The 17,962-nt window shown below is 44.4% G+C and carries 23 protein-coding genes and 1 other annotated feature; of the genes, 14 read left to right on the top strand and 9 right to left on the bottom strand.

Features of this window, described 5'->3' with window-relative positions:
* Positions 1 to 39: 39 nt before the first annotated feature.
* Positions 40 to 240, bottom strand: a complete 201-nt coding sequence (locus tag ACHAL6_RS12470; protein ID WP_395271004.1) for a PspC domain-containing protein — start codon at positions 238 to 240, stop codon at positions 40 to 42.
* 214 nt (positions 241 to 454) lie between these two features.
* Between ACHAL6_RS12470 and ACHAL6_RS12465 the strand changes: the two genes are divergently transcribed.
* Positions 455 to 2,200 carry a phosphoenolpyruvate carboxykinase gene (locus tag ACHAL6_RS12465; protein WP_395271003.1) on the top strand — a complete coding sequence of 582 codons (1,746 nt, stop codon included), beginning with the start codon at positions 455 to 457 and terminating at the stop codon, positions 2,198 to 2,200.
* Positions 2,201 to 2,286: 86 nt separating this feature from the next.
* Here ACHAL6_RS12465 and ACHAL6_RS12460 read toward each other — a convergent pair whose 3' ends face one another.
* Positions 2,287 to 2,526, bottom strand: coding sequence for a hypothetical protein (locus tag ACHAL6_RS12460; protein ID WP_395271002.1), 240 nt, complete (start codon positions 2,524 to 2,526; stop codon positions 2,287 to 2,289).
* Between the two features lie 248 nt (positions 2,527 to 2,774).
* Here ACHAL6_RS12460 and ACHAL6_RS12455 point away from each other — a divergent pair, with 248 nt between their 5' ends.
* From ACHAL6_RS12455 to ACHAL6_RS12445, 3 genes are all read left to right on the top strand, one after another.
* A complete protein-coding gene (locus ACHAL6_RS12455) occupies positions 2,775 to 3,677 on the top strand; it encodes an aldo/keto reductase family oxidoreductase (protein WP_395271001.1) in 903 nt (300 codons plus the stop codon).
* A 27-nt stretch (positions 3,678 to 3,704) separates the two neighbouring features.
* On the top strand, positions 3,705 to 4,520 hold the full coding sequence (locus tag ACHAL6_RS12450) for a DUF308 domain-containing protein (protein ID WP_395271000.1): 816 nt from the start codon (positions 3,705 to 3,707) through the stop codon (positions 4,518 to 4,520).
* A gap of 290 nt (positions 4,521 to 4,810) precedes the next feature.
* Positions 4,811 to 5,131 carry a hypothetical protein gene (locus tag ACHAL6_RS12445; RefSeq protein WP_395270999.1) on the top strand — a complete coding sequence of 107 codons (321 nt, stop codon included), beginning with the start codon at positions 4,811 to 4,813 and terminating at the stop codon, positions 5,129 to 5,131.
* Positions 5,132 to 5,253: 122 nt separating this feature from the next.
* Here ACHAL6_RS12445 and ACHAL6_RS12440 read toward each other — a convergent pair whose 3' ends face one another.
* From ACHAL6_RS12440 to ACHAL6_RS12430, 3 genes are read right to left on the bottom strand one after another with little or no spacing between them, the layout of a single operon-like run.
* Entirely contained in the window at positions 5,254 to 5,490 is a 237-nt protein-coding gene (locus ACHAL6_RS12440) for a thioredoxin family protein (protein ID WP_395270998.1), read from the bottom strand.
* A gap of 41 nt (positions 5,491 to 5,531) precedes the next feature.
* On the bottom strand, positions 5,532 to 6,536 hold the full coding sequence (locus tag ACHAL6_RS12435; protein ID WP_395270997.1) for a permease: 1,005 nt from the start codon (positions 6,534 to 6,536) through the stop codon (positions 5,532 to 5,534).
* A gap of 35 nt (positions 6,537 to 6,571) precedes the next feature.
* Positions 6,572 to 6,937, bottom strand: a complete 366-nt coding sequence (locus ACHAL6_RS12430) for an ArsR/SmtB family transcription factor (RefSeq protein WP_395270996.1) — start codon at positions 6,935 to 6,937, stop codon at positions 6,572 to 6,574.
* A 306-nt stretch (positions 6,938 to 7,243) separates the two neighbouring features.
* On the opposite strand from ACHAL6_RS12430, the gene ACHAL6_RS12425 reads away from it, so the two are divergent.
* Both ACHAL6_RS12425 and ACHAL6_RS12420 read left to right on the top strand, forming a co-directional pair.
* The gene (locus tag ACHAL6_RS12425) at positions 7,244 to 7,726 is read left to right on the top strand and encodes a permease (protein WP_395270995.1); all 483 of its coding nucleotides are present in this window, start codon (positions 7,244 to 7,246) and stop codon (positions 7,724 to 7,726) included.
* The gene (locus ACHAL6_RS12420; protein ID WP_395271020.1) at positions 7,726 to 8,262 is read left to right on the top strand and encodes a permease; all 537 of its coding nucleotides are present in this window, start codon (positions 7,726 to 7,728) and stop codon (positions 8,260 to 8,262) included. Before ACHAL6_RS12425 ends, ACHAL6_RS12420 begins: the two co-directional genes overlap by 1 nt.
* Positions 8,263 to 8,361: 99 nt before the next feature.
* On the opposite strand, the gene murI is transcribed toward ACHAL6_RS12420, so the two are convergent.
* The 3 genes from murI to ACHAL6_RS12405 all read right to left on the bottom strand — a co-directional run bounded on the left by murI (position 8,362) and on the right by ACHAL6_RS12405 (position 11,200).
* Positions 8,362 to 9,147, bottom strand: a complete 786-nt coding sequence (gene murI / locus ACHAL6_RS12415) for a glutamate racemase (protein ID WP_395270994.1) — start codon at positions 9,145 to 9,147, stop codon at positions 8,362 to 8,364.
* Positions 9,148 to 9,225: 78 nt separating this feature from the next.
* Positions 9,226 to 10,416: a tyrosine--tRNA ligase gene (gene tyrS / locus ACHAL6_RS12410; protein ID WP_395270993.1), complete on the bottom strand. Its 1,191-nt coding sequence runs from the start codon at positions 10,414 to 10,416 to the stop codon at positions 9,226 to 9,228.
* A gap of 57 nt (positions 10,417 to 10,473) precedes the next feature.
* Positions 10,474 to 10,725 (bottom strand) — a binding site (T-box leader).
* Positions 10,726 to 10,777: 52 nt separating this feature from the next.
* Positions 10,778 to 11,200 (bottom strand): hypothetical protein, encoded by a 423-nt coding sequence (locus ACHAL6_RS12405; RefSeq protein ID WP_395270992.1) that lies wholly within the window; start codon positions 11,198 to 11,200, stop codon positions 10,778 to 10,780.
* Positions 11,201 to 11,923: 723 nt separating this feature from the next.
* Here ACHAL6_RS12405 and ACHAL6_RS12400 point away from each other — a divergent pair.
* The 7 genes from ACHAL6_RS12400 (at position 11,924) to ACHAL6_RS12370 (ending at position 15,725) form a co-directional block, all read left to right on the top strand.
* Positions 11,924 to 12,436 carry a peptidylprolyl isomerase gene (locus ACHAL6_RS12400; RefSeq protein ID WP_395270991.1) on the top strand — a complete coding sequence of 171 codons (513 nt, stop codon included), beginning with the start codon at positions 11,924 to 11,926 and terminating at the stop codon, positions 12,434 to 12,436.
* A gap of 41 nt (positions 12,437 to 12,477) precedes the next feature.
* A complete protein-coding gene (locus ACHAL6_RS12395; RefSeq protein ID WP_395270990.1) occupies positions 12,478 to 12,873 on the top strand; it encodes a DUF3783 domain-containing protein in 396 nt (131 codons plus the stop codon).
* Positions 12,874 to 12,877: 4 nt separating this feature from the next.
* Positions 12,878 to 13,567 (top strand): multiprotein-bridging factor 1 family protein, encoded by a 690-nt coding sequence (locus tag ACHAL6_RS12390; protein WP_395270989.1) that lies wholly within the window; start codon positions 12,878 to 12,880, stop codon positions 13,565 to 13,567.
* A gap of 99 nt (positions 13,568 to 13,666) precedes the next feature.
* Positions 13,667 to 13,918: a hypothetical protein gene (locus tag ACHAL6_RS12385; protein WP_395270988.1), complete on the top strand. Its 252-nt coding sequence runs from the start codon at positions 13,667 to 13,669 to the stop codon at positions 13,916 to 13,918.
* Positions 13,919 to 14,165: 247 nt separating this feature from the next.
* On the top strand, positions 14,166 to 14,513 hold the full coding sequence (locus tag ACHAL6_RS12380) for a PadR family transcriptional regulator (protein WP_395270987.1): 348 nt from the start codon (positions 14,166 to 14,168) through the stop codon (positions 14,511 to 14,513).
* Positions 14,497 to 15,201 carry a permease prefix domain 1-containing protein gene (locus ACHAL6_RS12375; protein ID WP_395270986.1) on the top strand — a complete coding sequence of 235 codons (705 nt, stop codon included), beginning with the start codon at positions 14,497 to 14,499 and terminating at the stop codon, positions 15,199 to 15,201. Before ACHAL6_RS12380 ends, ACHAL6_RS12375 begins: the two co-directional genes overlap by 17 nt.
* Entirely contained in the window at positions 15,198 to 15,725 is a 528-nt protein-coding gene (locus ACHAL6_RS12370; RefSeq protein ID WP_395270985.1) for a hypothetical protein, read from the top strand. The genes ACHAL6_RS12375 and ACHAL6_RS12370 overlap by 4 nt, the downstream gene beginning before the upstream one ends.
* A gap of 131 nt (positions 15,726 to 15,856) precedes the next feature.
* On the opposite strand, the gene ACHAL6_RS12365 is transcribed toward ACHAL6_RS12370, so the two are convergent.
* Positions 15,857 to 16,309 carry a GNAT family N-acetyltransferase gene (locus ACHAL6_RS12365; RefSeq protein ID WP_395270984.1) on the bottom strand — a complete coding sequence of 151 codons (453 nt, stop codon included), beginning with the start codon at positions 16,307 to 16,309 and terminating at the stop codon, positions 15,857 to 15,859.
* Positions 16,310 to 16,994: 685 nt separating this feature from the next.
* Here ACHAL6_RS12365 and ACHAL6_RS12360 point away from each other — a divergent pair.
* A complete protein-coding gene (locus tag ACHAL6_RS12360; protein WP_395270983.1) occupies positions 16,995 to 17,942 on the top strand; it encodes a glycine betaine ABC transporter substrate-binding protein in 948 nt (315 codons plus the stop codon).
* The last annotated feature ends 20 nt before the right edge of the window (positions 17,943 to 17,962 follow it).

Raw genomic sequence — 17,962 nt, 5'->3', positions numbered from 1 at the left:
GGCTGGAGATCATATTCATGAAAAGGGCAGTTCATGGAATTAGTAGCTGCCTTCTTCTTTCGGCATGATGACTGCACAGATGATATAGATGAGGATGGAAGGTCCAGGGAGCAGGGAGAAAATGAGAAATCCGATTCGAAGGAGATTGGCATCAATATTGAAATACTCCGCGAATCCTCCCAGTACGCCGAAGAGCCATTTGTTGGTTGATGATTTAGTGAGTTTCTTGTTCTGATTCAATGTCTGCACCTCTTTTACTTACTATTTGTGTTCATTGTAAAGTCGTTAAATTAAAAAAGGATGAAAAGGAAATGAAAGGCAGATGAAAAATTACTGTTAATTCTGAGATTCTATCAGAAAAAAACACATATCTTTATCGAAATTGCTGTATACTATATAACATAGACTTAATTACCACATTAGGTTAAGAATAATTACAATTGAGAGGTGTCCCATGAAAAAAGAATTTTCCCTGAGCAAGGGTAAAGCCATGATCAATTTTTCGGCCAAATACTGTGATACCATTGAAAAGATTCTGGAATCGGATTCTTTCCGCAGAGTGACCATGACCTATCTTGAATCCATTGCGAAGAGAAATACCCAGAACTACAAGAGACTGGTCTCCGTCTATGAGGGCGATACCATCAGTGAGCTCACAGATAAGATGGTGGAAGTGCTGAAGCTTCTGACTCTGTTCCATAGAGAAGAAGTGATTAAAATCAGATGTGACTACGAGCCTCTTTTGTCCGATCCGGACTGGTTCACATCCCTTCTGGAAGACTTCTACGCTTTCTGGAGAAGACTGGAGAGATATTCCGTCATTCAGAACAGAAGAAACACCGATGGTCTGGCTCAGACCAGCTTCATCGATGCCAACCATAAGTTCACAAATCTGATACTGGAGCTGTACAGAAAGATCGGAAGAAATGTTCTGGGCTACGAGCCCAATGTCTTCAGACAGGTTCCTGCGGGCGTCAACGCCGGCGTGATTCTGCAAGAGACTCTATGGCCTATTCCGAAGGGATATGAGATTCTAAGTGATATTCCCTTCATCAGTGCCATCGTCATGGATTCGCCCTTCATCTCCTACCCAAAGAAGAACAAGAGAGATGGAATCTTCCAGGAGACCTTTGTGAATCCCATCGATGAAACCTACCTCAACAGAGACCACTTCTTCTGCTATCCTGCAAAGATCGGTAAGCTCACTGCATTCCTTTATTTCCATAGAGACCTGATGGCACATGGAATCTCCCTGTCCAACCTCTTCGAGATGGCCAGAGAAGAAGATTATGTAGGCAGAAAACCGGACATCATCTATGTCTATGGGGGAAAAAACACCAATGAAGAGCTGGGCAATGTATTCTATGATGACAAGAAGAACGACATCATGCTTGGATTTGTTCCTTACAGCGATGAGATCGACTACTTCGGATACATGAAGAAGATGAGTCTTACGCTGCATAACCTCATCATGATCAAAAGAGGAAGTCTTCCCATTCATGGTGCCATGGTCAACATCAACATGAAGAACGGAAAGTCTGCCAATGTTGTCATCATGGGTGACTCCGGAGCAGGAAAGTCCGAATCCCTGGAAGCACTGAGAAGCTTATCGGAAGATCATATCAGTGATATGACCATCATCTTTGATGACATGGGCTTCTTCACACTGGAGAATGGAAAAGTCATGGGATACGGAACCGAAATCGGTGCCTTCGTAAGACTGGATGACCTGGATCAGGGCTATGCATTCAAGGAAATCGACAGATCCATCTTTATGAACCCGGACAAGACCAATGCAAGACTGGTCATGCCTGTAGCCACCTACAAGGAGATTGTCAAAGGATATCCCGTGGATCTCTTCCTGTATGCCAACAACTACAAGGTGCTGGAAGAAGGAGAACCGGGCGTAAGATACTTCAAGGATCAGAATGAGGCGAAAGAGATCTTCCGCTCCGGCAAGAGAATGGCCAAGGGAACCACCACAGAAAGCGGACTGGTGGAATCCTATTTCGCGAATCCGTTCGGACCCCTTCAGAAGAGCGAAGACACAGATAAGCTTCTGGATCTATTCTTCGATGCTCTGTTCAAGACCAAGGTCAAAGTGGGAGAAATCTACACACAGCTTGGTGTACCGGACAAGGAGAAGAGTGGTCCAAGAGATGCGGCCATGGAGCTTTTCAAGGAAATCACCAGTCTGTAAAACAGCAATTCATAGAGAAAAAATAATAATGAGGTATTTCCAGTCATTCTGGAAATACCTCATTATTGATATTTCATGCTACTTTCTTACTTCATGAATTCATCGGGATTTCTTTTCTTCACTTCATCCTGGTCTACACAAGGATGATCCTTGATGTCCTTCACTTCTTCGTCCGTCGGGTCCACATACTCGGTCTCGAATTCATTGATTTTAAGATTTTTTTCCTTCAGCTCCAGATCATCATACTTGTTCATATTCTCTGCTTCAAAATGAGATTCTGCAGCATCGATCTTCTCCTGTTCGTATCTCTTTTCTTTTTCATTCATTTCTCATCATCTCCTACAAAGTAATCCTTTACATTTCCATCATACAACAGAGACGGTTACCTTGCCTATGGTTATCAGGTAAGATTAACGGATTATTGTCATTTTTCTGATGTGAAGGGATAGGGTGGATTATCAGGAGGGTGGAATCGGAAATAGTGGTCTAACTATTGTAAAAATTGATAAGTATACTGAAAAAAGGATATAATGAATATAATAGTAATAATTGAGACAGAAACAAGGAGGAAGCAATGGAAAAGGTAAGATTATCCGACACACTCATTATGGATCGGATCATACATGGCCACTGGAGACTCATGGACTGGAAAATGACCAAAGAGGAACTTCTTCATTTCACGGAAGAAGTCATGGACCTGGGCATCACCACGGTGGATACGGCGGATATATACGGCGGATTTTCCTGTGAGGAAGCTTTTGGAGAGGCGCTGAAGCTGAAGAAGGGACTCCGGGAGAAACTGACCATCGTGACAAAATGCGGCATCGTGTTTCCCTGTGAAAACAGACCGCAGTACGAGACCCATCACTATGACAATTCAAGAAAGCATATCATCCAGTCAGCGGAAAGGTCGCTGAAGAACTTCGGAACGGATTATCTGGACCTTCTTCTGATTCACAGACCTTCTCCCTTTATGGATCCTGCTGAAGTCAGTGAGGCATTCAGACAGCTCTATGATTCCGGAAAAGTAAGAAACTTCGGTGTATCCAATTACGATAACACGAAATTCGATATGCTCAGTTCCTATTCGGAATATCCGCTGGTCACCAATCAGGTGGAGATTTCACCGCTGCAGCTGGATGTGTTCCAGGACGGCACCATGGATCATCTCATGACAAGAGGTCTTTATCCCATGGCATGGTCACCCATGGCAGGAGGAGAAATCTTCACGGGAGACTCCGAGAAGGTCAAGAATGTTAGAAACACACTGCTTGCCATCGGAGAGAAGTATGGCGAGACAAGGCTTGATACCCTGGCCTTTGCGTTTCTGACCAGTCATCCCGGTAAGATTCTGCCCATCGTGGGATCAGGGAAAATCGAGCGCATAAAGAATGCCATGGATGCGCTGCAAATTAAATTCACACAAGAAGAGTGGCTGTCGGTCTATAAGGCATCCATCGGGAAGAATCTGCCATAAAAAAACATAAATAGTCGGGGGTGCATCATGAAAAACACCAATGATCCTAATTACAACGAAAAAGAAAAAGTGACGCTGGGAGAAGAAACCTTTGAAAAATTGCCGGAAGTCCAGGAAGAAAAGCCTGTAAAGCACGAAGAAAGTGAAATCATCGAAGTGGATGAGGTTCTGGTGGCGGAGGAAGGCGAAGGGAAAAAGATCAGAAAACCCGGAAGAATGAAATTCTTCGGTATTCTGGCCGCCATCATTGCGGTCATCACCATATTCTCGGAAGCCATCAGAGAAATGATCTTCAAGGCAGAAGACTCTCTGCTTTTCCTGCCTAAAGGTGGCATCTTCATACCTCCGGTAGGGGTCATTCTCATTTCCATCGGAGTGATTCTGACCATCATCGCCTTCATATCACTCTTCAATCGGAGAGGGAAATTGTCCAAGCAGCAGAAGTGGGTTTCGGTACTCATCGGAATCGTACTGGTGGTGATAGGTGTCAGCACCTTCTTCCGTTTCGTGGATTTCCGAGGAAACACCATTGTGGACAGAACCATGCTGACGAATACTTCCTACACCTATCTGGAAGTGGTGGAAGTCAATGCCTATGTGCAGCCGGAAGGGGAAGGAAACAGCCTGTTTTATAACTACAATCTTCAGAAGAGCGGTTCCGGAAAGACCAGAAGCTATGATGTGAAAATCACGGATAAAAACATGGATGATGTGAAGAGCATTGATTCCAGAATCAGCAATTCCGTGAGAAACAACATCAACAGCAGTGCTGTGGATGAAATGGTGAAGCTTGGCATGTACTCAAGAGACGAAGCGCTGAAACTTTTCAATTTCGAAGAATAAGACAGATAATGAAAAGCCCTGCATTTTTATGATGTGCTGTACTTTTGACAGATAGCATATCAGTCCATGCAGGGCTTTTTTTTGCAGCATTTTTTCAATGACTGAGATGCCGCTCTGATTCTGTCTGTAAAATCAGTCATGTTGACAACCATCGATATGATAGATAGCATGAAGAGTAGATATCGACAATCATTCATCTGATGAGGAGTGTCGGTGAAGAGGTGAAATGAAAGTGGCAGCACTTCTGGAATCACCGGAAGCAGCATAAATTATATGAGGGGGAGAAAAAAATGGAAAAAAAGATCATAGTTGAAGTGTTCGGGGTAAGAAATAAGACGGCAGGTGGTTCATGCAGCTGCAACGGGGGATGTGCTCCGGCAGTCACCATGGGAGAAATGTACAATGAGTTTGAAACCTTCATGAAGAACTCAGAGATGAAGGATCAGGTGGAGCTCCAATTCATCGATGTATACTATGACGACCTGGATGACTATAAATATATCATTGATGCCATGAACAAAGGATTCGGGCTGCCTCTTACATCCGTGAATGGAGAGCTGAAATTATTCGGGGGCGTGTCAGGACCGATGGTGCTGGATCTGCTGCAGTAGACTGTATCAGATCCACTCTAAAGAAGAGATACATGCAAGGGTTCTGTCTCGTGATGGAAACGGAGCTGAAATCGAAAAAAGAGGCGTGCAGATCAAATGATGATCTGCACGCCTCTACTTTATTACTTCTTTTCCAGGATTTCCTTGATGGCAGCTGGTTTCAGCACTTTTCCGTAGGAAACGACTTCCTCATCGATGACGAATCCTGGTGTGGACATGATTCCGTAGGAAGCGATGTCTTTAAAATCTGTGACTTTTATGATTTCAGCTTCCATGCCTAAGTCCTTCAGTGCTTCCTCCGCATTCTTTGCAAGTGTGACGCAGTTTTTGCATCCGGATCCTAAAATTTTGATTTTCATAAATACTCTCTCCTTAAATATATGTATATTTTATTGGTTCACTAAATAAACAGGTAACTGAAGGCATTGAAGGTGTAACCGATGATGACGATTCCCGCTGCCACGATTCCGAAGAAGATGGCAAGGAGCTTTGGCTTCACGACCTTGGACAGCATCACGAGGGATGGCAGGGACAGTGCCGTGACACCCATCATGAATGCCAGTGCGGTACCAAGGCCTACGCCTTTGGCTATGAGTGCTTCAGCGATGGGCAGTGTGCCGAAGATATCAGCATACATCGGAATTCCGACTACCGTAGCCACAAGAACGGACCACCACTTATCCGCACCAAGAACCGCTGTGATGAAGTTCTCAGGGATGTAGTTATGGATGGCAGCACCGATGCCGACGCCGATGAGGATATAGATCCACACCTTTTTCACGATATCAAGAACCTGATCTCTGGCGAATTCGACTCGTTCTCTTTTCGTCATCACATCCTCTTCACCCATCTCCATGTTGTTGCTGAAGACAAAGGATTCCACATGGGATTCCAGCTTCAGCTTTCCGATGACGGTTCCGCCGATGACGGCCAGGACCAGTCCTACGATGACATAGGCGATGGCGATCTTCCAGTTGAAGATTCCTGCCAGGAGTATGACGGATGCCAGGTCCACCAGAGGTGAAGAAATCAGGAAGGAAAAGGTGGTCCCGATGGGAAGCCCTGCACTCGTAAATCCGATAAACAGCGGAATGGAGGAGCAGGAACAGAAGGGAGTGATGGTACCAAGGAGCGCAGCCAGTATGTTGGCTGTGATTCCACTGAAGTTTCCAAGGATTCTTTTGGTCCTCTCGGGGGGGAAGAAGCTCTGGATGTAGGAAATCATAAATATAAGTGCTGACAGCAGGATGAAGATCTTCACCACATCATAAATGAAGAAGTGAATGCTTGCGCCTAGACGATCTGTCATGCTGAGGCCAAAGACGTTGACCACCAGAGATTCCACTAAGTTATAGAGCCACTCCATCTTGAGCAGCTGATTGTTGATCCATTCGAATATAAACATTTCTATCTCCTAATAATTTATTTTCTTATGCTGATTTACTCTGCAAAGACATTTGCATCAATGGGGGTAGGGGTGTTGGAGTATTTCCACTTGGTGGAAATGTTTCCTACATCTTCCTTCAGTTTCGGGTACTGGTCCATGTGATCTGCAATGTCCTTTATGATATTCTGAAGAATGGCGTGATCTTCTCTCAACCTGTAATACACGTATTTCTCTTTTCTTGTATCCACCACCAGATTGAGATCCCTCAGCTTAGAGAGCCCCTTGGAAATGGTGGGCTGGGACACATCAAGAATTCCGCTCATTTCACAGACGCAGAGCTCATCATGGTGCAGAAGCACAACGATTCTCAGTCTGGTTTCATCAGAAAGGGTTTTAAAGATATTAAGTAAGTCGTTCATTTCATCACATTCCTTTATTCTTACATGCACATATTCTTATATGGGAATATGATAATAGTACTCCCAGCGATTTAAGATGTCAACAATTGACAAAAAATAACGCTCTAAGAGGAAACAGGCAAAAGGGAAACTTGATTTCCGCCTGAAGATTCAGGAGAAAATCAGTATAAGGTGCAGGGGACTCATCTTGACAAAAAATAGGGTGGGGGGTATTATTTACAGGTTGATATATTCTCTTATAGGTATATGAGAGTGTGAAAGAAAAAATCATGATGGATGAGTAAAGATGAGAAAGGGAATTGAATTATGAATGCATTTTTGTATGGCACAACGCTTGTGCTGCTGATCATTTCGTTTTACAAAGATAAGATGAAGACAAAAAAAGCACTGAGAAAAGCCTGGAAGGCTTTTGAAAATATCCTGCCGGAATTTCTTGTGGTCATCACGCTGGTAGGGGTGCTCATTGCAGTGCTGAATCCTGAGGTGATCTCCAGGATCATCGGGGCAGATTCCGGATGGATCGGCGTGGTGCTGGCCACACTGGTGGGTTCCGTGACCATGATTCCCGGATTCATCGCCTTTCCCACAGCAGCTCTGCTTCTGGAAGGAGGAGCAGGCTACATGCAGATCGGTGCATTCATCTCCTCCCTCATGATGGTGGGATTCATCACCATACCGGTGGAGATGAAATACTTCGGTAGGAAGACCACATTTCTTAGAAACGGACTGGCTTATGTGTTTTCCTATGTGGTGGCGCTGGTCATCGGATGGGTGGTGATGAGCTTATGATGAATTATCTTAAGAGATACAGATGGTTTTTTCTGGCACTGGCTGGAGTAGCTGCACTGACACTGGTGAACAGAGAGCTGGGCATAAAGGCGTTGAGCACCACTGCCTATTCTTTCCGGGAAATGATTCTCATCATTCCACCTATTTTTGTCCTTCTGGGTCTCCTGGATATATGGGTACCCAAGGAAACCATGATCCGGTTCATGGGGGAGGGTTCCGGCATCAAGGGAACACTTCTTGCCATATTCATCGGTTCAGCAGCTGCAGGGCCGCTCTATGGCGCTTTCCCCATTGCGGCGGTGTTCATGAAGAAAGGGGTATCGTTCCTCAATGTGCTGGTGTTCATCGGCGCCTGGTCCACCACGAAGATTCCCATGTTCCTCTTTGAGATGGGGGCTCTTGGCGCGAAATTCGCTGTCACAAGGCTGCTGGTAGACCTTCCAGGAATCATCCTCATCGCATGGATCATAAAACTCATGACCTCCAAAGAGGAAGAGAGAAAGATCTACGAAAAAGCGGAGCATTTTGAAAACTGATTTTTCGATAGAACTGAAGAAATACCCGTTATGCACAGCCTGATAAGCTTATGTGCATAACGGGTATTTTAACTTTTTTATTCTGATTCCATTTCCATGCTACTTATCAGTGTCGCTGTCTTCTTCCAGAAGTCTGTAAGTCAGGTCAATGAGTTTCTGACTATCCGAGGAATTGAAGATTCTCAAGGTGCCTTCATGAGTCTCCTCATGAAGGAGATGCTCTTCCGTCAGCACTTCTTTCAGTCTCCTTGCGGTACCCTCACTGCCGTCCACGATGAGAATCTCTTCACTGAAGATTCTTCTCAAGGAGGGCTTGATGAAAGGATAGTGCGTGCACCCAAGGACTACGGAGCTGAGATCCTTATCCACTTTTTCCAGCGCTTTCTTCAGATAAGCATAGCTCTTTTCCTGAAAGTCCTCTCCATTCTCGATGATTTCCACGAGGCCTGGCAGGGGCAGACTCACAATGTTTCTGGACTGCGAAAACTGGTCGGAAAGTTTCCTGAACTTTTTCTCGTGGAGCGTCCTGTTGGTGGCGAGGACGAGGATCTTGCCGTCTGTGGTATGATCGATGGCCACTTTCAGCGCAGGTTCGATGCCGATGACAGGGATCTCAGGATACTTTTCCCTGATGTCTGTGATGGCTGCACTGGTTGCCGTATTGCAGGCTACAACAATGCTCTTGCAGTGAAAGGACAGAAGAAAGTCCACAGCTTGGAAAGAAAGCGCTTTGATAGTCTCCAGGTCCTTATCCCCATAGGGAGCATTGACTGAATCGCCGAAATATATGAAATCCTCATGAGGAAGAAGTTCCATCGCCTTTTTTAATACACTGATTCCGCCGACACCAGAGTCGAAGAAACCAATGGGCTGATTGTTTGCCATTTTTATAGCCTCCGCATCAAATCCATTTTGATTGTCTACTGTCTATTTTAGCAAATGGACCCGCGTAATACAATTTCCCTACTGCTCTTCCCTATGAATCCGGATGAATTTTCTTTTTCCCACCTTTACCAGCAGGGAGCCGGAAACTGGAAGGGCTTCCTCCGATGCGATCTTTTCCCCGTTGACGGAGATTCCGCTTTGAGACAGAAGTCTTTTATATTCATTGAAGCTTTCCACAAGTCCTTCTTCCTTCAGCACATGTCCTAAGGAGAAATCATCTTTCGATACGTTGATTTCCTTCACATCTTCAGGAATCTCTTCTTTTGTGAAGACTCTTATGAATTTCTCTCTGGCAGCATCGGCCTTTTCTCTGTCATGGTACATGGTGGTGATTTCTTCAGCCAGAAGCATTTTGATGTCCCGAGGGTTTTCTGTCTCAAGTCGTTTTTCCAGTGTACGGATCTCCTCAGGCAGACGATCTGTGACCAGTGTGAAGTATCTGAGAATCAGCTCATCCGGAAGGGTCATGACTTTATTGAACATGGTCTCCGGGTCTTCATGGATGCCCACATAATTGCCAAGGCTCTTACTCATCTTCTGTACACCGTCCAGGCCTTCCAGGAGAGGCAGAAGAATCACTGTCTGAGGTGAAACGCCCTCTGCTTTCTGCACGGTTCTGCCCATGAGCAGATTAAAGGTCTGATCGGTACCACCAAGCTCCACATCAGCTTCTATGGCAAGTGAATCATAGGCCTGCATCAGCGGATAGAGAAATTCATGGATGCCTATGGGTGTGTGAGACTCGTATCTTTTTCTGAAGTCTTCTCTTTCGAGCATTCTTGCCACCGTGGTGGTTCTTGTGAGTTCCAGGATATTCTGAAGTGTAAGCTTCCTGAGCCAGCTGCTGTTGAAGTGCACCAGCGTCTTCTCCTCATCCAGTATTTCAAAAATCTGGTTTGTGTAGGTCTTCGCGTTTTCGATGACCTGCTCCCTTGAGAGCTGAACTCTGGAAGACGATTTTCCTGTTGGGTCTCCGATCATACCAGTGAAATCACCGATGATGATGTGGACTTCATGACCCAGGTCCTGAAAAGCCTTCAGCTTTCTTAAAACCACCGTATGCCCCAGATGGATGTCCGGTGCACTGGGGTCCAGCCCCAGCTTGATTTTCAGCACTCTTCCCGAAAGAATCTTATCCTTCTGCTCTTCTTCTCCGATGATCTCCACTGTTCCTTTTCTGATGATGTCCATTGTTTTCTCGATATCCATAAAATACCATCCCTTCTGTTTACTTCTATTTTTCAATAAAAAAAGCCCTCATCCTGTAAAAAGGATGAAGACTGATGCTCCATGGTACCACCTTGATTTATCTTCTGCGTCACCGCAGAAAAACTTATCGGGTACATTCATACCCTAGCACTGTAACGGGTGCAGTTTCCCGAAGCAGCCTACTTGGTTATAAACCGTTGGGTGCTTAGCTCAGAGATGTATTCGTCAGAAGCTGTCTGTTTCTTCACACCACCCAGAAACTCTCTTAAGACATGACTTTTGAGTACTCTTTCTCATCAATGCTTTTCTTATTGATTAAGAGTTATATTACCTTCTTGCTGAAGAAAAGTCAACAGGAATATCAGAACATGCCGTCGTATTTTTCCACGGACCAGGCGAGGAAGTATCCGCATGTGATGAGATACAGCGGCGTAAACACGGGGCTCTTCAGAAAGAACTCGAATACACCATTGGGTGCGAAGTTATTTCCTGGTTCAAAGAGTGCAAGGATGCCCACTGTGAGAAAGATGGTAAGACCTGCAAGGCCAAGAGACAGTTTGAAGAAACTGGTTCTGACCCTAAGTCTTGAGGACAGATACTGTCCCAGATCGTTTCCGCCCAGTACAGCTCCGAACAGAGTGAAGACGAGAATGGTCGCGATGAGGGTAGCCAGGCTGTAATAGTCTGTACTTTTTTCCGATGCAGAAACCATGATGAGCTGCCCAGCTATGGCCAGCAGCATAAGGCTGATGAATTTCAGTAGTGATGTGAATTGTCTGTTCATGCGTAAAGCGTCTGCTTCCCCCTTGAGAAGGTGACGCATTTCCCCCCTTTTATCAGTTCAGATTCGTATTTTTCAGATATAATCATTTTAGTCATATTATACCGTATAGAAATATTTTTTGCTGAAATTCGGGAAAATAATGTGGAAAGAAATAGGATGGAACTGGAATAAGTGAAATCCTTGAAACTGAAAAAGAAGAAGAAAGGAATATTTCGTATTCATATTGATTGATTCAGATCAATACAGTAAAATCAGCATAAATATATAGATGGATCAATCTATTGGAGGTCTGTAATGAAAAACTGGAGAAGATCAGGAAAGTCATTGTGCTTCTTTCCGTGATCGTCATTTTAGTCAGTATCTACAGACTGGTGCAAACGCATATGATTGAAGTATGAAACAGGGAGTTCGAAAGGGCTCCTTTTTGATTGCGTGGAATGAGGAAGCACAGAAAATGGGCAAAAAAAGAAACCCCTTAATCCGGGGTTATGAAATATGATAGAAGGCTCTAAAGAATCCGCGCAGATTCTCTATATGCCCAGGGGTGGCTGATTATGGGAAGATAATCTCCACTCCTATAGTGTGATGATGCACTACGAACTTTTGTTCTGATTTCAGTATAATACAAACGTTCGTTCTAGTCAATGATTTATTTATTTTTCTTTATCAGGAACTATTGGTATAATGAAGAAGAAAATTCTAATTGAGAAGGAGAGTAATATAATGAACCCAGTTGTAACCATAAAAATGGAAACAGGAAAAGAAATTAAAGTAGAACTATATCCGGAAATCGCACCCAATACGGTGAAGAATTTCGTATCTCTAGTAAAGAAGGGATTCTATGACGGACTGAAGTTCCATCGCGTCATTCCAGGATTCATGATCCAGGGAGGATGCCCTGAAGGTATCGGCATCGGTGGACCTGGATACAAGATCAAGGGAGAATTCTCCGGCAACGGATTCAGAAATGAGCTGAAGCATGAGAAGGGCGTTATTTCCATGGCAAGAAGCCAGCACAACGACTCTGCAGGAAGCCAGTTCTTCCTCATGGTGGCGGATTCACCGCATCTGGACGGCCAGTATGCAGCCTTCGGAAAGATCACGGAAGGCCTTGAAAATGCCCTTGAGATCGTAAGAGTGGACCGTGACTACAGAGATATGCCAAGAGTGGACCAGGTCATGGAGAAAGTGACTGTGGAAAATGCGGAAAACATAGGGGAACCTGAAGTACTATAGAGATTCCTGTGTGTGTTAAATACTAGAATCAGGAGTAAATTATGACTAATGAAAGAAAGATACTCGTCTATGGACTGAGTGAAGAGGAAAAAAAGCGCCTTACAGGCGAGGGACTGAATCTGCATCAGATTCATAACGGTAACGCAGGTGGAACACTGGAAGAGCTCATAGAAAACAAGGAGATTCCCCATGAGGGTGCGCCCCTTGGAATCGTGAAGATCATGATCTTCTGCGGCTATGAGACCAACGATGAACTGAAGGACCTCATTTCGAAAATCAGAAGAGAGCATGTCTTCGGTTCCATCATGGCAGTGATCACAAGAACCAATCTGAAGTGGAAGTTCGACTACATGATCGAGCATCTCCTGGAAGAGCGGGAAGAGAACAAGCAGATTGAAATGGAACGACGTGCGAAATTAGCAGAAAATCTGGGGTGAGAAAATGGCAAGAGTCGGTGAAGAACTGAAAAAATCAAGACTGGAAGCGAATATGTCCATGAAGCAGGTGGCGAAGAAGCTGGGGGTTTCCGAGAGCTTCGTCAATGATGTGGAGCTGGGCAGAAGAATCGTCAATGAGGATCTCATCAAGAGATTTTCCAAAGTCTTCAACAAGAAGATCGGTTCCATGGGACTGGGTTCTCTGGAGGAGTCTGCGCAGTCGGAATCCTTTGAAAGAACCAAGGAAATCATCAAGAAGGAAGTCTATGTGGCACCAAAGACACCAGTGAATGAACTCTGGAATCAGGCCTTTGGAGAAAACATCAAGAATGTGCCCATATTCGGGTATGATATGAAAAATCCGCTGGGGCATCAGAGCCATGTGGTGGAAAAGAAGAAGATCGACGGGTATCCTATGGATAAGGTTGTGATGCTGAAGGTGGAAAATGATGATCTCAAAGGATATCGCATCCGGAAAGGAGACCTGGTGTCTGGGGTGGAAGCCAAAGAGATTCAGGGTACACAGATGATGCTCTTATCCTATAAAGGGAAGAATCTTCTGAGAAAGATCAGGAACCTGAACAATGGAAATGTGGAGCTTCTGACCTTTAACGAGACACAGAGATCGGAGATCGTGCCGCTGAAGGAAGTTACGATTCTACTGAAACTCTACAAAGTGGAGATCCGGTTATAGACATCAGACAATAAAAAGAAAATAAGCTGTACCTATCCGTGAAAATGAGTTCGTGACAGTAGTTGGAGCATCAATTTAACAGAAGTAGGAGGAAAAGAAATGAACAGTGATACATTATTATATCTTCTTGTGATCGGGTTAATCGCTGTAATTGCTGCAGGAGCGTTCATTGCGGATGTTGTTAGAAAAAAGGACTATAAAGATCAGGTTTCCGGGAAGAAACCAGAGAGAAAAATAAATAGTAAAAAGAAGATTTCCTACGATAAGCCAGTTGAAGAAGATGTTCAAATTACGATTGATCGAGAAGTACTACGTACAAGAAGTGGACAGAACGTATTGGGACCGAAATGAAAAATAGAACACAGACAGGACTCAGCATTATGCGGGGTACTGTCTGATTGTCAGAAAAGCAGCTAAGGTGAAAACTTTAGCTGCTTTTCTTTTTTGCCATTATTTTACAATATACATTAAACATAATCATAGTGTGTCACTGATGGGTGATGTTATGAAAGCCTGTGTTTTCCTTCTTGACATACATAGAGCTTCAAGGTATTCTAATCATAGAAGGTCTATGTATAGACGAAAAGGAGGTTGTACGATGAATTTTGACAAGAATCTACTGGGGGGAACCACGGGAATGCTTCTGTTATCTCTTCTCTCAGGCAAGGATATGTATGGCTACGAGATCATCAAAGAACTGGAGCTTCGCTCCGACAGTTCTTTCCAGTTCAAGGAAGGGACGCTGTATCCCGTCCTTCACAAGATGGAGAACATGGGGTGGCTGAAATCCTACCAGTCCAAAGGGGATGCAGGCAGAGCAAGGAAATACTACCAGATCACGGTGAAAGGAAAAAAGCAGCTGGCTCTTGAGAAAGAACAGTGGGCAGTCTTTACGGAATCTGTGGAGAAGGTTGTGTTTGGTGGACAGTATGAGCTGGCAAGGTAAAGACGCGTATCTGAGTGAAGTGCTGTCTCAGGTGAAGTTCTCCTATGACCATGAGCCCATCTATCAGGAACTGACGAGTCATCTGGAAGAACGGGTGGAGGACTATCTTTCTCAGGGATACGAAAAAGAGGAAGCCGAGGAAATGGCTCTGGAGAATTTCGGGAACCCTGTGGAAATCGGAAAGGCGCTGAACAGAGAGCATCGTCCGCTTCTTGGCTGGCTCCATTTCTTCTCCAGTACCCTGGCGGGCATAGCGATGATTGTTCTGATCCTGGGGCTTTTCACTCTGACTATTGCCATCCTTGACAGCAGATCAGGAGATGTTCCACGAGAAGACGTTCTCTACAGGATTGATGTGAATGAAAAAGTGAGAATCGACAACAGAATCATCTATTTCGATGAAGTCATCGTAGAGATAAACGGAGATCTGAGTATCCTCTATAATACCCTTCTGACGAGGGACTTCGGAACCTCTGGCTACAGCTTCGGAAACATCGGCACCATCCTGGATGAAACGGGGCAGGATTATTTCTTCATGTCTGGGCAGGGTTCCGTTGGTGGCATCTTCTCAAGAGGACGACATACTGTCCATGGCTTCCCGGAAGACGCGGAAAAACTCATCATCGAATATGACTCCTACAACAGGTACTATAAAGTGGAGATTCCGCTGAAAGAAGGTGGCCTATGAATAGAAAGAGAAAGATTCTGAGAAACATTATTTTCATAGCCATTTTCATCTCTTTTGCTTTACTGTCCGGTATGTTCTATATAGACCCGGTGGCAGCTTATAGGGGATCTGAGAGAAGTATTCATTACGGACCCTCGGAAGTGGTTCATGTGGAAGACTTTCCTGGCGGGAAATACTTTCTAGGGAAATACGACCGCTGGATTTCATGCAATATCATTAAGAAATCCATGGGCGTCTTCTGGAGTGCTGGGAGCTATGTCACTGGAACAGAAATCAGGTATGACCATCCCATTTACTATGAAGCCCAGTATGGACAGCCTAATGCCAGAGCCTATGGCATCCGTCATGATGAAAGCATCACGAAGATGGAAGTGCATCTCATGGATGGAACGGTCATCGCCCAGGAAAAGTTTCATGAGGATCTGTTCCTGCTCACCTGGGAGAGTGCATCCGAGTTCACAAAGATCATCGCCTATGACGATGACGGAAGGATGGTTTTTCAGGAAGAGAGACCACATTACTGATCATAAAGGTTATGTGCATTCATACTGTTGTTATAGTCATATAAGTAAAGGAACCTCGATCTGAGGTTCCTTTATGCCGTCTTGTAACAGAATTGTGAGGTACACTATGCTGAAGCATCAGAGCGAATGGGTCAGAGTCTGTAAATAAGCTTAGGCGTTTTCTTTCCATCTGCGATCAGGGAATCGACTTCCGTGAAGACCGTTGCGCCCAATCTGAAATAGAATCCTCTTGCATCGGGACTGGTTATGATGGTGAATTCGGTGATGCCAAGCTTTCTGCATTCTTTCAGAGCATGATTCCATAGCATCCTGCCATATCCTTTTCCGATGTATTCGGGTTCTATAAACAGATATTCCAGTGAGTATTCATGCTCATTCAGCAATAGTCCATAAAAACCGACGAGGGTTTCATCATCCTTCAGAATATAAGTTGGATGTTCGGCTATGAAGTCTTCTGTGATCAGGTATATTCTTTTGAATTTTTCCATGAATTCGGAGCTGTAGCCCCAGTAAGATTCCGATCTCACTTCCAGATCAGCTAACAGATCTGCATCCTTTGGCGATGCACTGACGATTATATACATGTGTCAACCTCCCTGATTTTTCAAATTATGTCCATAGAAGCGCTGCAGTGATAGAAATACGCGGATTCTTTAACGCAACTGGATTTCCTGAGCTGACAGGATAGAGCTGCTTTTGATCTGACAACTTCTTAATATAGTCTTATTATATCCTACTCACCACATAATATCCATGTTCAGCATCTTATGTGAAGAGGCTATATTTAAACATGAATCGAACTTGAAGCCTGGAAGATCAGAGAGTCCACCACAAAAGTAGGGACGATGCGACTGAAACTGTATATGCGTTGATCAGACTTTACAGATCTTATCAACAATGCAATTTGAAAGCTGTGGATAAAACCACAGCTTTTCTGCATAACAGACGGACTGAAGTTCAGGAAGAATAAATATAGACAGAATATTCCGGTGCTCGTTATCCACAGAATGTGGATAACTTATCCGTTTCTATGGATAACTATTGTCAGTTGAAAACTTATACACAGGGTGCTCTGAAAAAAGTGATGTACTATGCGCTGATTTCATGCAAACTGATGCTCCATATATCACAATCTGAATTGTTCACTTAAAATTAGTGGTTTCTTAATGAATTATTCTATTTGAGAACGGCCTATACTATATAATTAGTAGTATGAAGCAGCTTCCATATAGAAGATTGCCAAACTAAGAAGAGAAAGGAATGAATGAAATGAAAAAGAAGATTATCGCAGCAGTCATCGCTGTTTTCACAATGAGTATACTTGCTTCTTGTGGAGCAAATGAAACAGAAGGAGAAGTGAAGAATCCGGATGATGCCATCACACTGGGATCCTTTGTGGATACCGAAGGAGGAATCCTTGGCAACATGATTCTTCTGGCACTGGAAGACGAAGGATATCTCATCGATGATAAAGTCCAGTTCGGTACTCCGGACGTTCATAGAAACGCGCTTCTTCAGGGAGAGCTGGACCTTGGTGTGGACTACACAGGAAACGGACAGTTCTACTCGGAAGGCATCGAAGAGGATGTCTGGAGAGATAAGGATGCAGGCTATGATGCCATCAAAGTCTATGATGAGGAAAACAATGATCTCATCTGGATGAAACCGGCCAATGCGAACAATACGGAAGCTCTCGCGGTGAAAAGAGAATTCGCGGAAGCCAACGGTCTTTCCACCATGGAAGACTTTGCAGACTATGTCAACGGCGGCGGAGAAGTGAAGCTCATCACCTCTCAGCTTTTTGCGGAAAAGGAATCCGGACTCCTTGGTATGGAAGCCGGATACGGATTTGAACTGGAATCCGATCAGCTGATTCTTCTTCCTCATGGTAATACCGCAGAAACCCTGAAAGCCCTGGCAAATGGTACAGATGGCGTCAATGTGGCGCTTGCTTATGGAACCGACGGATCCCTGGCAGACCTTGATCTGGTGCTGCTGGAAGACATTCTGTCCATTCCTCCGGTATATGAGCCATCTGCCATCATCAGAAAGGAAGTCCTGGACAAATATCCTGAGATTCAGGAAATCGTGGAAAGCGTATTTGGTCTTCTCGACAAGGAAAATCTGCAGCAGATGAACAAGGAAGTCATTGTGGATGGACTGTCACCAAGAGATGTGGCAGAGACATTTCTTAAGGACAACGGGATTCTGGAGTAATACTGCGTATTGAAAGAAGG

This window comes from Proteiniclasticum sp. C24MP (assembly GCF_043951855.1).
Taxonomy (GTDB): Bacteria; Bacillota; Clostridia; order Clostridiales; family Clostridiaceae; genus Proteiniclasticum.
The sequence above is the reverse complement of the archived record's forward strand: the minus strand, read 5'-3'. Positions and strand labels throughout refer to the sequence as shown.

Coding starts and splice junctions, on each gene's coding strand:
- ACHAL6_RS12465 (WP_395271003.1), top strand. CDS start 455: ATGAAAAAAGAATTTTCCCTGAGCAAGGGTAAAGCCATGATCAATTTT.
- ACHAL6_RS12460 (WP_395271002.1), bottom strand. CDS start 2,526: ATGAATGAAAAAGAAAAGAGATACGAACAGGAGAAGATCGATGCTGCA.
- ACHAL6_RS12455 (WP_395271001.1), top strand. CDS start 2,775: ATGGAAAAGGTAAGATTATCCGACACACTCATTATGGATCGGATCATA.
- ACHAL6_RS12450 (WP_395271000.1), top strand. CDS start 3,705: ATGAAAAACACCAATGATCCTAATTACAACGAAAAAGAAAAAGTGACG.
- ACHAL6_RS12445 (WP_395270999.1), top strand. CDS start 4,811: ATGGAAAAAAAGATCATAGTTGAAGTGTTCGGGGTAAGAAATAAGACG.
- ACHAL6_RS12440 (WP_395270998.1), bottom strand. CDS start 5,490: ATGAAAATCAAAATTTTAGGATCCGGATGCAAAAACTGCGTCACACTT.
- ACHAL6_RS12435 (WP_395270997.1), bottom strand. CDS start 6,536: ATGTTTATATTCGAATGGATCAACAATCAGCTGCTCAAGATGGAGTGG.
- ACHAL6_RS12430 (WP_395270996.1), bottom strand. CDS start 6,937: ATGAACGACTTACTTAATATCTTTAAAACCCTTTCTGATGAAACCAGA.
- ACHAL6_RS12425 (WP_395270995.1), top strand. CDS start 7,244: ATGAATGCATTTTTGTATGGCACAACGCTTGTGCTGCTGATCATTTCG.
- ACHAL6_RS12420 (WP_395271020.1), top strand. CDS start 7,726: ATGAATTATCTTAAGAGATACAGATGGTTTTTTCTGGCACTGGCTGGA.
- murI (WP_395270994.1), bottom strand. CDS start 9,147: ATGGCAAACAATCAGCCCATTGGTTTCTTCGACTCTGGTGTCGGCGGA.
- tyrS (WP_395270993.1), bottom strand. CDS start 10,416: ATGGATATCGAGAAAACAATGGACATCATCAGAAAAGGAACAGTGGAG.
- ACHAL6_RS12405 (WP_395270992.1), bottom strand. CDS start 11,200: ATGAACAGACAATTCACATCACTACTGAAATTCATCAGCCTTATGCTG.
- ACHAL6_RS12400 (WP_395270991.1), top strand. CDS start 11,924: ATGAACCCAGTTGTAACCATAAAAATGGAAACAGGAAAAGAAATTAAA.
- ACHAL6_RS12395 (WP_395270990.1), top strand. CDS start 12,478: ATGACTAATGAAAGAAAGATACTCGTCTATGGACTGAGTGAAGAGGAA.
- ACHAL6_RS12390 (WP_395270989.1), top strand. CDS start 12,878: ATGGCAAGAGTCGGTGAAGAACTGAAAAAATCAAGACTGGAAGCGAAT.
- ACHAL6_RS12385 (WP_395270988.1), top strand. CDS start 13,667: ATGAACAGTGATACATTATTATATCTTCTTGTGATCGGGTTAATCGCT.
- ACHAL6_RS12380 (WP_395270987.1), top strand. CDS start 14,166: ATGAATTTTGACAAGAATCTACTGGGGGGAACCACGGGAATGCTTCTG.
- ACHAL6_RS12375 (WP_395270986.1), top strand. CDS start 14,497: ATGAGCTGGCAAGGTAAAGACGCGTATCTGAGTGAAGTGCTGTCTCAG.
- ACHAL6_RS12370 (WP_395270985.1), top strand. CDS start 15,198: ATGAATAGAAAGAGAAAGATTCTGAGAAACATTATTTTCATAGCCATT.
- ACHAL6_RS12365 (WP_395270984.1), bottom strand. CDS start 16,309: ATGTATATAATCGTCAGTGCATCGCCAAAGGATGCAGATCTGTTAGCT.
- ACHAL6_RS12360 (WP_395270983.1), top strand. CDS start 16,995: ATGAAAAAGAAGATTATCGCAGCAGTCATCGCTGTTTTCACAATGAGT.